Annotated in this window: 19 protein-coding genes and 1 tRNA gene; 8 read left to right on the plus strand and 12 right to left on the minus strand. The window is 37.1% G+C overall.

The window, feature by feature from the left end:
• The 3 genes from ACFSR8_RS04445 to ACFSR8_RS04455 form a co-directional block, all read right to left on the minus strand.
• The gene (locus ACFSR8_RS04445) at positions 1–573 is read right to left on the minus strand and encodes an RNA polymerase sigma factor (RefSeq protein ID WP_380289461.1); all 573 of its coding nucleotides are present in this window, start codon (positions 571–573) and stop codon (positions 1–3) included.
• 128 nt (positions 574–701) lie between these two features.
• Positions 702–1,475 carry a hypothetical protein gene (locus tag ACFSR8_RS04450; RefSeq protein ID WP_380289463.1) on the minus strand — a complete coding sequence of 258 codons (774 nt, stop codon included), beginning with the start codon at positions 1,473–1,475 and terminating at the stop codon, positions 702–704.
• Positions 1,476–1,533: 58 nt separating this feature from the next.
• Complete coding sequence (locus ACFSR8_RS04455) at positions 1,534–2,688, minus strand: hypothetical protein (protein ID WP_380289465.1); 1,155 nt, start codon at positions 2,686–2,688, stop codon at positions 1,534–1,536.
• A 101-nt stretch (positions 2,689–2,789) separates the two neighbouring features.
• Here ACFSR8_RS04455 and ACFSR8_RS04460 point away from each other — a divergent pair, with 101 nt between their 5' ends.
• On the plus strand, positions 2,790–3,167 hold the full coding sequence (locus tag ACFSR8_RS04460; RefSeq protein ID WP_186558398.1) for a Na(+)-translocating NADH-quinone reductase subunit F: 378 nt from the start codon (positions 2,790–2,792) through the stop codon (positions 3,165–3,167).
• Positions 3,168–3,171: 4 nt separating this feature from the next.
• Positions 3,172–4,170, plus strand: a complete 999-nt coding sequence (locus ACFSR8_RS04465; protein WP_380289467.1) for an FAD:protein FMN transferase — start codon at positions 3,172–3,174, stop codon at positions 4,168–4,170.
• An 8-nt stretch (positions 4,171–4,178) separates the two neighbouring features.
• Here the strand turns inward: ACFSR8_RS04465 and ACFSR8_RS04470 are convergent, their stop codons facing one another.
• The 6 genes from ACFSR8_RS04470 to gpmI form a co-directional block, all read right to left on the minus strand.
• A complete protein-coding gene (locus ACFSR8_RS04470) occupies positions 4,179–5,339 on the minus strand; it encodes a GNAT family N-acetyltransferase (protein ID WP_380289469.1) in 1,161 nt (386 codons plus the stop codon).
• A gap of 107 nt (positions 5,340–5,446) precedes the next feature.
• Positions 5,447–6,229 carry a class I SAM-dependent methyltransferase gene (locus ACFSR8_RS04475; protein ID WP_380289471.1) on the minus strand — a complete coding sequence of 261 codons (783 nt, stop codon included), beginning with the start codon at positions 6,227–6,229 and terminating at the stop codon, positions 5,447–5,449.
• A gap of 26 nt (positions 6,230–6,255) precedes the next feature.
• Positions 6,256–6,630 (minus strand): GxxExxY protein, encoded by a 375-nt coding sequence (locus ACFSR8_RS04480; RefSeq protein WP_380289473.1) that lies wholly within the window; start codon positions 6,628–6,630, stop codon positions 6,256–6,258.
• A gap of 35 nt (positions 6,631–6,665) precedes the next feature.
• Positions 6,666–7,484, minus strand: a complete 819-nt coding sequence (map, locus tag ACFSR8_RS04485; protein ID WP_380289475.1) for a type I methionyl aminopeptidase — start codon at positions 7,482–7,484, stop codon at positions 6,666–6,668.
• Complete coding sequence (locus ACFSR8_RS04490) at positions 7,484–7,894, minus strand: BT0820 family HAD-type phosphatase (RefSeq protein ID WP_380289477.1); 411 nt, start codon at positions 7,892–7,894, stop codon at positions 7,484–7,486. Before ACFSR8_RS04490 ends, map begins: the two co-directional genes overlap by 1 nt.
• 53 nt (positions 7,895–7,947) lie before the next feature.
• Complete coding sequence (gene gpmI / locus ACFSR8_RS04495) at positions 7,948–9,462, minus strand: 2,3-bisphosphoglycerate-independent phosphoglycerate mutase (RefSeq protein WP_380289479.1); 1,515 nt, start codon at positions 9,460–9,462, stop codon at positions 7,948–7,950.
• A gap of 245 nt (positions 9,463–9,707) precedes the next feature.
• Between gpmI and ACFSR8_RS04500 the strand changes: the two genes are divergently transcribed.
• Complete coding sequence (locus tag ACFSR8_RS04500; protein ID WP_186558412.1) at positions 9,708–10,103, plus strand: ankyrin repeat domain-containing protein; 396 nt, start codon at positions 9,708–9,710, stop codon at positions 10,101–10,103.
• Positions 10,104–10,165: 62 nt separating this feature from the next.
• Here ACFSR8_RS04500 and ACFSR8_RS04505 read toward each other — a convergent pair whose 3' ends face one another.
• Both ACFSR8_RS04505 and ACFSR8_RS04510 read right to left on the minus strand, forming a co-directional pair.
• On the minus strand, positions 10,166–10,933 hold the full coding sequence (locus ACFSR8_RS04505; RefSeq protein WP_380289482.1) for a M48 family metalloprotease: 768 nt from the start codon (positions 10,931–10,933) through the stop codon (positions 10,166–10,168).
• Positions 10,934–11,025: 92 nt separating this feature from the next.
• Positions 11,026–11,379 carry a GNAT family N-acetyltransferase gene (locus ACFSR8_RS04510; protein ID WP_380289484.1) on the minus strand — a complete coding sequence of 118 codons (354 nt, stop codon included), beginning with the start codon at positions 11,377–11,379 and terminating at the stop codon, positions 11,026–11,028.
• A 180-nt stretch (positions 11,380–11,559) separates the two neighbouring features.
• Here ACFSR8_RS04510 and ACFSR8_RS04515 point away from each other — a divergent pair, with 180 nt between their 5' ends.
• Together ACFSR8_RS04515 and ACFSR8_RS04520 are read left to right on the plus strand one after the other, a co-directional pair.
• The gene (locus ACFSR8_RS04515; RefSeq protein WP_380289486.1) at positions 11,560–11,985 is read left to right on the plus strand and encodes a GNAT family N-acetyltransferase; all 426 of its coding nucleotides are present in this window, start codon (positions 11,560–11,562) and stop codon (positions 11,983–11,985) included.
• Positions 11,986–12,035: 50 nt separating this feature from the next.
• Positions 12,036–12,108 (plus strand) — tRNA-Gly (locus ACFSR8_RS04520).
• 34 nt (positions 12,109–12,142) lie between these two features.
• Here ACFSR8_RS04520 and pepE read toward each other — a convergent pair.
• On the minus strand, positions 12,143–12,850 hold the full coding sequence (gene pepE, locus ACFSR8_RS04525; protein ID WP_380289488.1) for a dipeptidase PepE: 708 nt from the start codon (positions 12,848–12,850) through the stop codon (positions 12,143–12,145).
• Between the two features lie 142 nt (positions 12,851–12,992).
• Between pepE and ACFSR8_RS04530 the strand changes: the two genes are divergently transcribed.
• The 3 genes from ACFSR8_RS04530 to ACFSR8_RS04540 all read left to right on the plus strand — a co-directional run bounded on the left by ACFSR8_RS04530 (position 12,993) and on the right by ACFSR8_RS04540 (position 15,239).
• On the plus strand, positions 12,993–13,790 hold the full coding sequence (locus ACFSR8_RS04530) for a carboxypeptidase-like regulatory domain-containing protein (RefSeq protein WP_380289490.1): 798 nt from the start codon (positions 12,993–12,995) through the stop codon (positions 13,788–13,790).
• Positions 13,791–13,928: 138 nt separating this feature from the next.
• Positions 13,929–14,672, plus strand: coding sequence for a hypothetical protein (locus tag ACFSR8_RS04535; RefSeq protein WP_380289492.1), 744 nt, complete (start codon positions 13,929–13,931; stop codon positions 14,670–14,672).
• 60 nt (positions 14,673–14,732) lie between these two features.
• Complete coding sequence (locus ACFSR8_RS04540; protein WP_380289494.1) at positions 14,733–15,239, plus strand: DUF6702 family protein; 507 nt, start codon at positions 14,733–14,735, stop codon at positions 15,237–15,239.
• Positions 15,240–15,293: the final 54 nt, after the last annotated feature.

A 15,293-nucleotide genomic window follows, 5' to 3' on the forward strand; every position in this document is an offset into this window, starting at 1 on the left:
TTATTTTGAGCCTAAAATCATAGATTTCAATTTTTTCATACACCTGTATTTTTTATTTCGGGCGGTGGTTTCTTCAATGTTCAGTTCAATAGAAATATCCCTCAACGATTTTTTCTCAAAGTAAAAGGTTCTTAAAAGTTGTTTACAAGGTTGTCCCAAATTTTTAAAGGCCTCCATGGCTAGCTTTAGTTTTTCATCGTCTTTGGGGTTGCCCTCACTAAAGTCCTCATCCTTAAAAGTATTCAGGGCTTCATCTGTTAGCGATCTTGAGCCTTTAAATGACTTTGAGCGTACCACGTCTGTCCATTTGTTTTTTGCTATTCGATACAGATACCCTTGAAGCGCAGTTTCGTTTTCGGGCTTAAACCTGTCAATTTTGACATGATTCCAAACCGTGATAAATGCCTCTTGATAGATGTCTTTGGCATGATCGACAGAACCGCTGTTTTTTAAAACCAAACTTTCCACTTTAGGATAATTTTCAATATAAAAACTTTTTAAAGCTTTTGAATTGTTGTTTTTAATAGCCTCGATAAGATGCAGTTGATGCTCAAGTTTGGTGGCTTGTCTCATAGTTATAGCAATTCCAATGAGAAATATACAACTATTTCATCCTACACCAAATACTTCGCTATTAAATGGTTATTATTTCGATTATTTACTTTTTTCTTTGTTTTTGTGTGCTATACTTTTAGTTCCCATTAGCTTATATTCGGGTTATCTGGTGCTACATCGAAAATGTCAGGAACACCGTCGTTATCTCTATCAGATAATGATTCTCTGTCCGGAAGCAATAATTCAAAGGTAATGGGGAAGAACACATTCATTACCAAATTATCGTATTCATTTATTGGTCCTGCTGAGATTGAAATTGTAGCGGAGCTTCCCAAGGGAGTAGGAACAACAGCAACCGAAATAATAGCCCTTGTATTGCCAAACCTTATGGCTCTGTTGCTTACGGCTCTTGAAATTCCTCCAAAATCTGCAACTTGGGTAGGGGGCGCACAATCAATTATTGGTGTGCCGTTAAATCCGTATTCGTTTGCCAAAAGATCATTAATAACAATGGCTCTTATTTGGTCAATATTTGTGGTGGTAAATGAAACCACGGGATAATATCGCCAAAATACTTTATTTTGAACGTCATTATTCGATCGCCTTATATCTGCACCAAATGCCGAATTGGGTATGGCGATTTCGGTAGCCGCATATCCTTGTGGCACATCAAAACTCATATTGATATTTGGAAATGAATGGGTGAATCTGACTTTGGGATCTGGCATTATTGGAATACTCGAAAAGGGGGCGGGAATTCCATTTGCAGCGTCCCAATATACGGCTGTTGGGCCAACCAAATTTGGGCACCCTTGCTGGGATGTTGCGTTTCCTAGGTTTACTGCATCATTATCATTGGTGCTGCAAGATGCCAAAAGAATGGCAATTACTAATAGACCGTAAAGTTTTATCGCTTTCATGGTTTTTGACTTTTAGTATTTGATGTACATCGATAACATGTATTAAATGTCATCAAAATTATTGTTGAATATTGTATTGTGTCCAATCTTGGTTATTCATGGAGTTGTCGATATTGGGATTGTAGTTGGCATCATTGGTGCCATAGTATTCATTATTTTGGTTCACCCAATAATAATCGTTTTGGCCTTCGGCGTAGTATTGTTGCCCAGTGCTCGGATTTGAAATTGTGGTGCGTTCCCATATACCATTGTTGATGGAGCTTGAATGTCCAGCATCGTTCATTGCATTGCGACGTTTCCAACTTTCGTGGTTGCTATCGGTGATGGAACTATATGTCCTGCCATTGTTCAAAATAGCCTGTCCTTGAGCCTTGATATTGGACATGCGTTGCTGGTGTGCGGCCGCACTTTGTCCCGAAAGTTGTGCATAATATTGGTTGTTCGCCTGCACCCATTGTGGGTTGATTTGAAAATTCACCAAGGAATTTATAAAGGCCTTTTTTGCTCCTTCGTAAGCATTGGCGGGTGCACCCATTGCATTCAATGTATAGCCCCAATCCATGCCACCGGTAGTTGGGTAGTGGTTGGTAAAATAGCGGATGATGCCTATCGATTTTTCGCCTTTTTGGTCTACCCATTCTGTGGCTACGCACTGATATTGCTTGTTCTCTGGCATTCCTTTAAATAGATAACTGTCAAATTGTTTATCGAATCGCGCCAATGCGGGCAATTGAAACTGATTTACAAGTTTAAGGCCTTGTTGCTGGGCATAGGGGATGATATCCTCCTGAAGTACCCGGTTTAAATCTTTTGGAGGTGCAACGCGACTGCCATTTTGCTGACTTATGTAGTTTAATTCTTGGTTGTTGGAAAAGAAATGGGAAATAAAACGTTCGCCATAAACCTTAACTCCATCATTGGATTCAAACAAAATCCCTTTCTGCTTATTATTGCTTACTTGCCAAGAGTTTGGAATGGGCATAACGCCCACGGGCATGCCAAATTGCTTGCTCATTACTTTGTAACCTTTTAAGGTACCATTAGGACGAGCGTTATTTTGTACAGGTTGAGCTTTATTAAATTCTTTTGCTTCATCCTCAAAATAAGTGTTAGAATCGTATCCGAATTCGGCGTAATCGTTGTTTTCTTTTTGCTGTCCGCAGGAGAAAATAATTAGGGTTAAAAAGGATAGAATGCAAATGGAAGTTTTCATAATTTCTAATAGGTTAACAGTTTATTATTTCGATTTATACTATCACATCGAAAGGATTTAAAAATGTCATCACCGCATCAACTTTTTAGTATTTTTGTGAAATGGGAAAACCGCTGACCGAGCAAGAGTTACATAATTTGGCCATGAACCACGTGGGTAAGGAACTGGAAGAACGTGGTTATGAATTTATTGCTGTAAACAGTAAGTTGAAAAAGCACCCGCAATTTGTGTGTGTGGATAAAGACAACCAATATTATTTTGTAATTGTGAAGGTGGCGATACTGCCGGATAACCCAAATAATTACGATGTGGTATGGATGGAATCCTTCAAAAAACATGCTCGGGACAATAATGCCAAGGTACTTTATGCTGGAGTGGGTATTGGCAATATTGATGGCGAAACATCCCATATTTATTTGGACGAGGAATACCTTTTGGAATATAGTGGTATCCGACTTGTTGAAACCAATTTAAATTAGGTTTATGATTTTTATTAAAAAGAAAAAGGCTCCAGCTTGGGGCTTTGTTTTTGTGTTTATTTTGATTTTAGTTTCGTGCAAAACGGAGGTGAAAAACACTAAGTTGTCAGGTTCGGTTTTCGGTACAGGATACTCCATTATTTATGATTCCGAAGTGGATTATACTTCTGAAATTGATAGTCTGTTTGCAATATTGAATAAATCGCTATCCACCTATATGCCTAATTCGGATATTTCGAAATTGAATAGAAACGAACCTTTTGAAATGGACGAGCATTTCATCAAAGTTTACGATACTTCAAAAACCATTTTTGAACTTACCGAAGGTGCTTTCGACCCTACCATCGGGAATGTGGTAAATGCCTGGAGTTTTGGCGCAGATAGAGCCATTGAAAATTTGGATAGTTTGAAGATTGACAGTCTAATGCAATACGTGGGTTTTAATAAAACTAACAGAAAGGGTTCAGAAATTGTAAAATCACATCCTAACTTATATTTGGAGTTTAATGCAATTGCTAAGGGCTATGGTGTGGATGTCATTGGCCAGTTTTTGGAATCGAAAAAGGTCCATAATTATTTAGTTGAAATAGGAGGCGAAATACGAGCCAGGGGTAAGAATGCAGAAAAACAATCACCGTGGAAAGTAGGGGTGGAGGAACCTCATTTTGATGGACAGCAATCCATTTTAAAAGCCATAACTTTAAATAATGAAGCGATGGCAACATCCGGAACCTATAGAAAATTTAAGGTAGACGAAAATGGGAATCGCTATTCTCATATTATCGACACCAAAACTGGCTATCCCAGCAAAACCAATTTGCTGAGTATTTCAGTAATTGCCAAAAATTGTATGGTGGCGGATGCCTATGCTACGGCTTTTAAAACCATGGGGATTGAAAAAATAAAGCAGTTTTTAAAGAATCACCCTGAACTAAAAGTGTTTTTGATTTTTGAAAATGAACATAAGGACTTTGAAACCTTGGCGCTGAATGGATTTGAGTAACCCAGAGGTTAATTATCGAGCCTCACTCTGGCTTCACTCTGTTTTCCTTTTACCCAAAATACATTCTTGTTATCAATGGCAGCGTATACTTTTAAATCACCAAACCGCTCTTTATTGGTGTATGCGTAGTCACAAAGTATTTTTTTAAAAAAACTGGTGGCATTGGATTTAATATCAATTTCATCTTTTGAAAATTTGATTGTGTTGGCTTCGATGATTTCAAATTTTAGTTCCTTATAGGTTTTATTCTTTCCTGTTAATCTTGAAACTGTATCGTAGTATATATTGTTGAATCCTTTGGAAATGAGATAATACGTCAGCTTTGATTTCTTTTCATGCCAAAGAAAGCATAATTGATGCAAAACATTCTTTTTCTGCGAAATATAAAATGTTTCAAAATCATAAATAAGATTGGCCCATCTGCGTTTATAAGCAAAATCACCAAAACCAATATCAAATAGCTTGATGTTATTATCGATAGACCATTCGATTTCTTTGTACAGACCTATATTGCCCAAGCTGAATTTGGAATAGTCAAGGTCATATGAAGATACCGAACCCACTAGAATATCGTCGAGATTGTAATTTAGAGATATTTGTATTGGTATGCCATTGTCGTAAATCACAAATAGGGAAGCACTCTTATTATTAATACCGTTGTATGCCAGGTTAACAAAATAATCCCAGTCTTTTAAGGCTTTGTTTCGTCCACTTCTTTGCGTAAATCGCTTACGGATCATTTCTTTAAGTAGACGCATTAATACCTCGCACTCTTCTTTTGAAATATGTCCAAAAAACGTTCTGTACGAAATATCGAAACTTAGTTCGAGTCTGCTAATGGAACGTTTGATAACCTTTCTGAAATTACTACTACATTCAGATTTTAAATAATCTTCGACAGAAGTAAGTTCTTTTTTAAGGCTAATTGCGAGGCCTGGTTTTACAGAGGTCTTTGTGGGTTGCAATTCACTATTAAAACTCAGTTCTAGATAATTTGGAATTAATTCAAGAATGTGACTTTTTACGCCAAACTGATTTTCAGGAACTATTCTGAGACTCAACGGTGAATCAAAAAGGAAAATGTTTTTTAAAACTTGAGGGACATAGTGCTTTTCAAACACAGATGTATAGAAATCTATCGTGCGTATTGAAAATAGCTTTAGTCTCATGTCAGTGGTATGTATTTTGAGTCCTAAAAGGCTCAAATTCATATTTAGGGCACTGGGATAAATATAGTAAAAATGGTAAAAATGTGCATGAACCCTTATCGTTGCCCTTAAATAGTGGGGCTCGTTTTATGACAGATTGGAATAATTTCGCCCTTTGCCAAACAGTACTTTTCTATTTGACTTTCTTTCATGGTAGTTGTATAATCAATTGCTTTTACTTGAAAGCCTATGCTTCTTAACTTGTCAAAATAATCCCGTCCATAAACACGAACATGGTCGTACTGCCCAAAGATTTTGGCACGCTCTTTTTTATCGGTAATGCTATCATCTTCAAAAGTACGCTCTCTGTTTAAATCCTGTGGAATTTGAAAGACACCCCAGCCATTTGGTTTCATTACACGATAGAGTTCCTGCATGGCCTTGGTGTCATCTGGAATATGCTCTAAGACGTGATTGCAAAGAATAACATCAAATTCATCATCTTCAAAAGGAAGATTACAGATATCTGCTTTTACATCCGCCAAAGGGGAGTTTAAATCCGTAGTAATGTAGTCCAGATTTTTCATGTTCCTAAAGCGCTTGTAAAAGGCTTGCTCTGGTGCAAAGTGTAATACTTTCAGGCTGGTAGCAAAGAAATTCGTTTCATTTTTTAAATACAGCCAAAGTAACCTATGGCGTTCTAAAGAAAGAGTGGAGGGGGATAGCACGTTATTTCTCTGTTTGCCATAACCGTAAGGCAAAAAGGTTTTAAAACTTTTGTTGTCTATTGGGTCAGTAAACTGATGACCCTTCAAAAAGAATACTAAAATAGGACGAATAACGTAGCTTAACCTAATGAGCAGAGGTCGAGGTACTATATTTAGAATGGTTTTGAAGAGTTTTTTGGACACGAATTTCACGAATTATCACAAATTAATTAAAGTACGATGCGCTTATACTTTAAGCTATCTTCACCAAAATTAATTAGTAAACCTAACTTTAATTTAGAAACCGCCAAATAGTTTAGAGTTTGCTTAGTATGAGCGGGTGTCAAACATTCAATGGCTTTGATTTCTAAAACGATCTTATTTTCAATAATAAAATCCGCTTTATATTTATGAGGCAAAACATTGCCTTTGTAGTTGATGGAATACTTGGTTTCCCTAGAATAGTTTATATCATTGTCAATAAGCTCAATTTCTAAAGCGTCGGCGTAAACAACTTCATTAAACCCCTTGCCTAATTGATTGTGAACCTCCATGCATAATCCAACAATTTTATAAGCTTCATCTTTATAAATTAAATTGGGCATGGTTTAATATTGGTGCAAATTAGTGAAATTCGTGTCTAAAGCACCAAAGCTTCCTGCCTAAATTCAGCCTCTTCATTACTTTCAATACCTAATGCCTCATAGATATATGCAAATGTTGAAAGCAGTTCAGGTTTGCCGTCTATAAGAGCCACATCATGCTCGAAATGTGCAGATGGTTTACCATCCAAAGTTGTAATCGTCCAGCCATCCCTGTGTTGTCTAATGCGGTGTGTACCCATATTAATCATAGGCTCAATGGCTACCACCATACCCTCAACGAATTTCTTGCCTCTGCCCCGTTTGCCATAATTTGGCATTTCTGGGTCTTCGTGCATTTCGCTTCCTAATCCGTGACCCACAAGTTCACGAACCACACCGTAGCCAAAGGATTCACAATATTTTTGAATGGCAAATCCAACATCGCCGACACGATTATTAGCCTTAAATTCTCGGATGCCAACATAAAGGGATTCTTTAGTGACTTTTAAAAGTTGTTCCGTTTCGGGTGCAATTTCACCTACAGGAAAGGTATAAGCATGGTCGCCATAAAAGCCATTTTTCAAAGCCCCACAATCTATAGAAATAATATCTCCATCAACTAAAGGATCGTTATTAGGAATACCGTGAACCACCTGTGAATTCGGGCTCATGCAAAGTGTGTTAGGAAAATCATATAGCCCCAAAAAACCAGGAACCGCACCATGGTCTCTAATAAACTCTTCGGCGATTTTGTCTAATTGCAATGTAGTCACACCAGGTTGAATAGCTTTTGCTACTTCCCCCAAGGTTTTTGAAACAATCAGGGCACTCTCGCGCATCAGTTCAATCTCTTCTCTGGTTTTTACCTTAATCATTATCTAAATAAATCTAAAAAACTCTTTTTCTTTTTGGGTTGGACAGGTTTTGTGTCCGAACCTATCAGCAGCTGGTATATTTCGCCCCAGCCTAAAAAACCACCAATATTTCTGTCATCAATAAAAACATCGGCGTTAATTTTTCTGCTGATATCGTTGGTATATTCCTCTTCTGGAAAACTTTGGTTTACCGCGTAAAAATGAATGCCATTGTCCTCACAAAAGGCCACGGCTTCATCTAGTTTATCTCCGCAACGATAGGTCCATAATATCAAGCGGTGGCCTTCCTCTTGCAACTTTTTCAGCGTTTGAAAGGCGAACATTTGGGGCTTTCCAATTTTTGGATATGCGTCCTCAACAATGGTGCCATCAAAATCAACCGCTATTATTAGTGTATCACTAAAATTCATTCGATTCAGGGTGTAAATTACGGCTCAAAGTTAATGCTTTTTATTCTATTGCCTTAAACCAAAGGATGTTGTGTCATGGCCTTGGGTTGCTCAACTCCTATCAACTTTAATATTGTTGGAGCTAAATCACCTAAAATACCATCCTTGATTTCCTTTAATTCATTGTCTATTAAAATGATTGGCACTGGATTCGTGGTATGTGCTGTATGAGGTGAACCATCTGGATTTATCATGGTTTCACAGTTGCCGTGGTCAGCAATAAGCAAAGTGGTATAGCCATTGTCTAAAGCAGTGGTTACCACTGCTTCTACGCATTTATCTACGGCTTCGCAGGCCTTTATGGCAGCTTCCATAACTCCGGTGTGTCCCACCATATCGCCGTTGGCGAAGTTAAGACAAACAAAGTCTGTTTCCCTTTTTTTCAATTCTGGAACAAGCGCATCCTTCAATTCGTAGGCACTCATTTCAGGTTTTAAATCGTAAGTGGCCACTTTGGGCGAATTTCTTAAAACACGCTTTTCGCCTTCAAAAGGTTCTTCCCTTCCACCAGAAAAGAAAAAGGTTACATGTGGATATTTTTCGGTTTCGGCTATCCTAATTTGAGTTTTATTGTGCTTTGCCAAAACTTCACCCAAGGTTTCCGTCAGGTTTTCTTTGTTAAAAACCACTTTTATGCCCTCGTAAGTGTCATTATAATTGGTTAGGGTGACGTAATGCAAATCAAGGGTTTTCATGTCGTAATCAGGAAAATTTTCCTGAGATAAAGCTTCCGTCAACTCGCGTCCTCTGTCAGTCCTAAAGTTGAAGAAAATAATAACATCACCATCTTTTATTTTGGTTACCAGTTTGCCATTTTCCGTGGCAATTAAAGGCTTAATAAATTCGTCGGTGACATCGTTTTGGTAATTGGTTTCGATAGAAGCAACAATATTCTCGGTAGGTTCTCCTTCACCTTTCACTAAAGCATCATAAACCAATTTTATGCGTTCCCACCGTTTGTCACGGTCCATGGCGTAATACCGTCCAGAAATTGATGCAATTTTGGTACCTGTCCCTTCAATGTGGGATTGCAACTGCTTTACAAAACCAGCTCCAGATTTAGGGTCAACATCGCGTCCGTCTGTAAAGCCATGCACATAAGAATGAGCAACGCCAAATTCGTTTGCGGCATCAATCAGTCCCAAAAGGTGATTGATGTGCGAATGCACTCCGCCATTACTCAAAAGTCCTAAAAAATGAACATCTTTTTGCTTCTCTTTCGCATAGGTAAAGGCATCAATTAAAACCTGCTCTTTTCCAAGCGTTTTGTTCTCAACCGCTTGATTTACTTTTACCAAATCCTGATATACAATTCTACCTGCACCTAAATTCATATGGCCCACTTCGCTATTGCCCATTTGGCCTTCAGGAAGCCCAACGTGCAAACCGTCCGTTCTAAGGGAAGCACTGGGGTATTTTGTGTATAAGGAGTCAATAAAAGGGGTATCTGCATTATCTATGGCCGATACTTTCGGGTCGGGCGATTTTCCCCAACCATCTAGTATCATTAGGATGACTTTTTTGTTCATTTTTTGTGGTTTATTTAAGGATGTAAATATATGAATTTCGTAGGTATTCAGTTTCAAATATGAGCTGAATTATTGGGGTTGAAAACGAAAAGTTTTAGTGTGTTTTGCGGATCGATTTAACCTTAACATTTGTTAATTAAAACGTTAAAAATATGTTATTTAAGATTTTGTAGTGTAACAAATAAATTTTTTTGTCGTCTCTTTAACATAATCAAAAAACAATTCATTAATCAAAATCTTTCATCATGAAAAAAACAATCATTCTTTCAGCAATTGCGCTATGCGTATCTTTTTTAAATGTTAATGCAACAACAACCATTGAAAATTCTGCAGATTACGGTATTCAGGCCGTTTACGAGGTAAACCCGTTTTGCGTATCCATTGCAAAAGGAGACTTCGACACCGTTAAAAAATTAATTGACAGAGGCGTTGACATCAACCAAAAATCTAATGGAATGACACCGGTGATGTACGCTGCTAAATTTAACAGAACCGAAATTCTAAAACTTTTAATAGAAAAAGGGGCGAAATTAAAAACCAAATCAGACAAAGGCATGACTGCCATGAAGTATGCTAAAATACATAAAGCGACTGATGCTGAAGCTGTTTTGAAAGAAGCCCTTACCAAGAAGAAAAAATAATTAATAGTATCAGTAATTATTTTGAATTAGTCACATGAGAAAAGCCCCGTTCGGGGCTTTTTTTAGTGGTTTCTGTATTTATCGATGGCTTCTTCGATTTTCTCAATCCTGTTTTCTGGGTCAGGGTGTGTACTTTGAAATTCCGGGACTCGATTGGGGCCGGCGGCTTCTTTTAAAATTTTCATCACACCAATCATTTCTTTGGGGTTGTAGCCAGCTTTTATCATAAATAAAACGCCCAAATCGTCACTTTCAAGCTCATCATCCCTACCATTTTTAAGCAAAGTGTTTTGTCCAATACTGTTTACAAAACTGCCCATGTCCGCTCCAACTGAGGCACCCATGGATAAGGTCTTCCAGAAGTTGGCCTCGCTTATGCGCTCATTCGAATGTTTCCCTAATACATGACCAATTTCATGCCCTAAAACTCCCGCCAATTGGTCTTCATTTTGAAGTTTGGAAAATAGGGCGTGGGTGATGAATATCTGTCCTCCAGGCAATGCAAATGCGTTAATAGTTCTTGGGTCGTTTAGCAAATGAAACTCATATTTATAAGGAGTTTTTCTTGCAATACTATTATTGACAAGTTTGTTACCCACATTATCTACCAGTGCCTGATATTGTGTGTTGGGGTGAAGTCCTCCATGCTGTTGCGCCATTTGGGGTGCACTTTGTAAACCAATTGCGATTTCCTGTTCAGGAGATAAGGTGATGGTTTGGGTCCTGCCAGTATATGGGTTTTCTTCTTGTTGGCTGCACTTTCTGAGAAAGGCAAACGCAACAATTGCTACGCCTATTAAAAGCCTTATTTTAAAATTTCTTCCTCTCATGTTTAGGTTTTTAGGGTATTAAATTTACGAAATTTTTGAGGCTTATTATTGAGACCCAATTTTTTTTGAAAATGTCACAGGAAAAGAAGCGGTTATTGAAGGTTTTTGAACATAACATAATGGGTGCCGATACCTTCAATATTAAAAGGCTTACCAATAATTTCATATCCATTTCGATTGTAGAAATTAACCGCGACCTTTCTGGCATTGCACCACACCGTTTCAATATCTTCAGCTTTTAGAGCTTTTTCACCGAAGGCCAATATTTTTTTTCCAAATCCCATGCCTTGAACTTTTTTCAGTACAGCCATGCCTCTTAACTGGTATTGATTTTTACTTTTCAGAAGGTCATTTTTGTTTTTCATAAAAGAAGCTATAGCAACAATTTCATCTTTCAGAAATAACCCAAAATGCAATGTAGATTCTAAATCATCACCATCAAACACACATGTGGCAACAGGTTTTCCCGGCCGTAAAACGGGATGTCTTACAATGTGCGTGTCTTTCGCAGTGATTTTTTTTATTTTGAAATCGATAACAATATAACTTTAATCAAATCTTTGGTTCAAACTTAATGAAATTTTAATTTTTTACTGAATTAAGTATCTTCACCTAAAAATAGATAGATGTCTCTCAAATTCGAAATTTTGGACAATGCGGATATAGGCAAAGTAGTTCCTTTGGTTGAAAAGTTAAACGACTACAAAATCCCGAAAATCATTTTAAAACAGCGTTTTTCGGAAATGGCGGAACAGAATTATGAATGTGCCGTAATTCTTGATGATAATGTTATTGTTGGAGTGTGCGGACTTTGGTATTGCACGAGGCATTATTCGGGGAAAAGTGTGGAGGTGGATCACGTTTTCATTGAGGGAAATTATAGGGGACAGGGCCTTGGAAACCGGTTTTTTAAATGGATTTATGATTATGTAAAAGTCAAAGGTTTTGAGGCTGTGGAATTAAATACCTATGTAACGAATGCCGGGTCGCATAAGTTTTATTTCAATGAAGGTTTTAAAATTTTGGGCTATCATTTTTTAAAGAAGTTCTGATTATTTTTTTGCAAAACCGATCCGGGTTTCTATATATTTGCGCTGTTAATGCGGGAGTAGCTCAGTTGGTAGAGCGTCAGCCTTCCAAGCTGAATGTCGCCGGTTCGAACCCGGTCTCCCGCTCTCGAGGCTTTATTGAGAAAATGAAGCCTTTTTTTTATTTCAAATCCTTTAGGCTTGTTTGGGCTTCAATTTCATATGGTGCCTTTGCATATTCAAAAATACGAGCTTTGAGATTACCTTTTAGAATAATATCATCATCCATAACGTACAACCAACTCCCTTCTCTAAGGCCCACGACTGGCTGGGTATTAAAATGGTGAAATTCCTTTATCCGGGTTTCTCGCGTTTCACCCATGTGGGTGCTATTTTTATCAGGGTCCCAATAATGGGGATTGATATTGAAAGGCACAAAAGCCAAAGTATTAAAACTCGGAGGGTACACAATCGGCATGTCGTTTGTCGTTTTTACCGTAAGTCCGCATATGTTACTTCCAGCACTTGTGCCTAAATAAGGTGTGCCATTGTTTACGGCAGATTTCAAAGATTCAATCAAATTATTGCGATATAATTGGTCGGTGAGAACAAAAGTATTGCCTCCGCCAACAAAAATACCTTCGGCCTCTTCTATGGCTTTTATAGGGTCTTTAAAGGTGTGGAGACCAGTTACAGTTTTTCCGATTTTTGAAAACGCTACGGATACAATTTTGGTATAATCATTATGCGAGATACCACTGGGGCGGGCATAGGGTACAAAAAGAATCTCCTTAGCTTCCTTAAAAAATACCGACAATTCATCCAAAAGATATTCGAGGTAACCGCTCCCGTGGACTGTTGAGGTACTGGCAATAATAATGTTACGCATGTTCAAATTGGATTTTAGAATAAAACTAACCAATTTTTAACATAATTTAAATAATGGTCATTTTAAAAAGTCCGTTTTAAGTCGTATTTTACATAAAAATTGTGATAAATAGCGCTTTTGCGCTCAACCAAAAATCTTATCTATGAAAAAGACGCTTTGTTTTTTAATCTTTTTTGCTGTTTCATTTCTTAATGCCCAAACCGTTTCAAGAACCGAAGTGCAGGGTAAAATAGTTGTGGAACACAACGATATTTCAGGAATAACCATTTACAACGCTTCGTCCAATAAGGGTACGATTACTAATGATGCAGGGGAATTTGTTATAGCTGTTGGTTTGAATGACAGAATCGAGGTAAGTGCGCTGCAATTTCAAAATTTAAATTTCAAGGTGAACGAGGCCATTATCCAGTCCAGACGGATGAAGATTTTCCTAATTGAAGAGATCAATAAATTGGACGAGGTTATTGTGAAGACTAGGGGTTTAATTGGGGTTTTGGATGCTGATATCGAATCCACAAAAACCTTCAATCCAAAATTGGACGCGCTTTATTTTGGCGTAAAGCACAGTAGCGAGTACGATTTTGAAAAGGACTATAAAACTGAAGTGCGCAATGTATCCATGGTGACGGAGCAAACGCGATATGTTAATGGATTAAACCTTATTAATGTTGTTGACCAACTCTTACTTCCCCTTTTTAGGTCCGAAGCTAATGATAAAAAGAAACCTGAAGTCCCAGAAGTACCTGCAAAAGCGGTGAAGTATTATTTTGCTTCTGAGTTTTTGGTGGACAATTTTAATATCCCAGAGCATCGTGTTGAGGATTTTATCGCCTATGTGGAAAGTGGTGATTTTGATTTTTCCCTGCTGAATTACGGAAGGGAATTGGAGTTTTTGGAACTACTCAATAAGAAAAGTGTGGAATTTTTAAATAATGAATAGCACTCCATTCGCTTCTTAACAAAACTTTACAATCGATTTTAATTTTATTTAAGAGTCTAAGCCCGTTATTTAAGCTCTAAATTACCGATTTTGAGGGTTTTTATTATTTTGGTTTTGCTTTTTTCCACTCAAATTGCAATGGCGCAGGCTATTGAACTTCATGGTAAAGTTCAGAGTTCAGTAAATGTTGAAAACATCCACGTAATCAATGCAACGGCCCAAAAATTTACGATTACTGACAAAAATGGTGCCTTCCGAATTCCCGTAAAATTAAATGATACGGTAAGTTTTTCATCTGTTCAGCATGAGCCTAAAGATATCATTATCACTTCGGAAATTTTAAGCATAAAAACCATTTCCGTCAGGCTTAAGGAAAAAATCAACACTCTTGACGAGGTAGTGGTAGGCAAGATTTTAACTGGGGATTTATCTTCTGATATTGGTAATGTTGAGGAGGAGTTGCCAATTAATTTTTATGATTTGGGAATACCGGGTTATACTGGTAAAATAGCCACACAAAGTGAGAGGAGGCTTGCTCAAGCAGGCGAGTTTAAGCCAATAATGCTATTGGGGCTTCTGGGTGGAAGCATGCCTCTTGACCCAATAATAAATGGTATTTCGGGCAGAACTAAAATGCTAAAAGGACATGTGCAACATGAAAAAAATGATACCCTCTTAAAACGCATTCGAATTGAATTATCTGAGACTTTATTTAGTCTAAATCCGTTAGAAGAAGAATTCCGAATGGACTTTTTCTACTTCTGCGAAATGGACGATAACTTTTATGCTAGGTGTGCCGGAAAAACAGATTTGGAAGTACTGGAATTTCTTCAGGAAAAACTGAAGACTTATAAAGCCAATCAAATTTTAAAGCAGAATTAAATACTTTCGGAACGTTTTTTGAAACTTATAAATAAGTACATTAGCCAATATTTTGCTTTTATGAATTATTTTAAAATTCTTCCTTTATTGATTTTATTTGTGAGCGCATCAGCTTTTGGCGTTTTACATAAATATTATATCAGTGTCACTCAGTTAGAATATGTAGAGGAAAAAAAATCGATTCAAATTGTTTCCAGAATATTTATTGATGATTTTGAAAACGTTTTAAGAGAGCGTTATGACGAGGGCATTACTTTGGATGCTAAAAAGAATTATAGATTGAACGATATGTACATTGAAAAGTACTTAAGCGACAAATTACAGATAAAAATCAACAATGAGCAAACTGATTTGGTATTTATCGGTAAGGAAATAGATATTGATATTATAAAATGCTATTTGGAAATTGAAAATGTTGAAAGTATTGACAGTTTGGAGGTTTCCAATAAAGTATTGTTTGATGTATTTTCTGGGCAACAAAACATGATAAAATTGAATATCTACTCTGAAAGAAAGAGTTTTATACTGACTTCCCAAAACGAAAAAGCAGTGTTAAATTTTAATTAAATTAAAGTTTAAACCCTGTTAAAACTCTTATTTTTGAACCTTTTGTGTAACAAG

Source organism: Hyunsoonleella rubra, from assembly GCF_042684665.1.
GTDB classification, from domain to species: domain Bacteria; phylum Bacteroidota; class Bacteroidia; order Flavobacteriales; family Flavobacteriaceae; genus Jejuia; species Jejuia rubra.

Bases quoted from the DNA above. Each gene is read 5' to 3' on its own strand.
- ACFSR8_RS04445 (WP_380289461.1), bottom strand. From the start codon at position 573: ATGAGACAAGCCACCAAACTTGAGCATCAACTGCATCTTATCGAGGCT.
- ACFSR8_RS04450 (WP_380289463.1), bottom strand. From the start codon at position 1,475: ATGAAAGCGATAAAACTTTACGGTCTATTAGTAATTGCCATTCTTTTG.
- ACFSR8_RS04455 (WP_380289465.1), bottom strand. From the start codon at position 2,688: ATGAAAACTTCCATTTGCATTCTATCCTTTTTAACCCTAATTATTTTC.
- ACFSR8_RS04460 (WP_186558398.1), top strand. From the start codon at position 2,790: ATGGGAAAACCGCTGACCGAGCAAGAGTTACATAATTTGGCCATGAAC.
- ACFSR8_RS04465 (WP_380289467.1), top strand. From the start codon at position 3,172: ATGATTTTTATTAAAAAGAAAAAGGCTCCAGCTTGGGGCTTTGTTTTT.
- ACFSR8_RS04470 (WP_380289469.1), bottom strand. From the start codon at position 5,339: ATGAGACTAAAGCTATTTTCAATACGCACGATAGATTTCTATACATCT.
- ACFSR8_RS04480 (WP_380289473.1), bottom strand. From the start codon at position 6,630: ATGCCCAATTTAATTTATAAAGATGAAGCTTATAAAATTGTTGGATTA.
- map (WP_380289475.1), bottom strand. From the start codon at position 7,484: ATGATTAAGGTAAAAACCAGAGAAGAGATTGAACTGATGCGCGAGAGT.
- ACFSR8_RS04490 (WP_380289477.1), bottom strand. From the start codon at position 7,894: ATGAATTTTAGTGATACACTAATAATAGCGGTTGATTTTGATGGCACC.
- gpmI (WP_380289479.1), bottom strand. From the start codon at position 9,462: ATGAACAAAAAAGTCATCCTAATGATACTAGATGGTTGGGGAAAATCG.
- ACFSR8_RS04500 (WP_186558412.1), top strand. From the start codon at position 9,708: ATGAAAAAAACAATCATTCTTTCAGCAATTGCGCTATGCGTATCTTTT.
- ACFSR8_RS04505 (WP_380289482.1), bottom strand. From the start codon at position 10,933: ATGAGAGGAAGAAATTTTAAAATAAGGCTTTTAATAGGCGTAGCAATT.
- ACFSR8_RS04515 (WP_380289486.1), top strand. From the start codon at position 11,560: ATGTCTCTCAAATTCGAAATTTTGGACAATGCGGATATAGGCAAAGTA.
- pepE (WP_380289488.1), bottom strand. From the start codon at position 12,850: ATGCGTAACATTATTATTGCCAGTACCTCAACAGTCCACGGGAGCGGT.
- ACFSR8_RS04530 (WP_380289490.1), top strand. From the start codon at position 12,993: ATGAAAAAGACGCTTTGTTTTTTAATCTTTTTTGCTGTTTCATTTCTT.
- ACFSR8_RS04535 (WP_380289492.1), top strand. From the start codon at position 13,929: ATGGCGCAGGCTATTGAACTTCATGGTAAAGTTCAGAGTTCAGTAAAT.
- ACFSR8_RS04540 (WP_380289494.1), top strand. From the start codon at position 14,733: ATGAATTATTTTAAAATTCTTCCTTTATTGATTTTATTTGTGAGCGCA.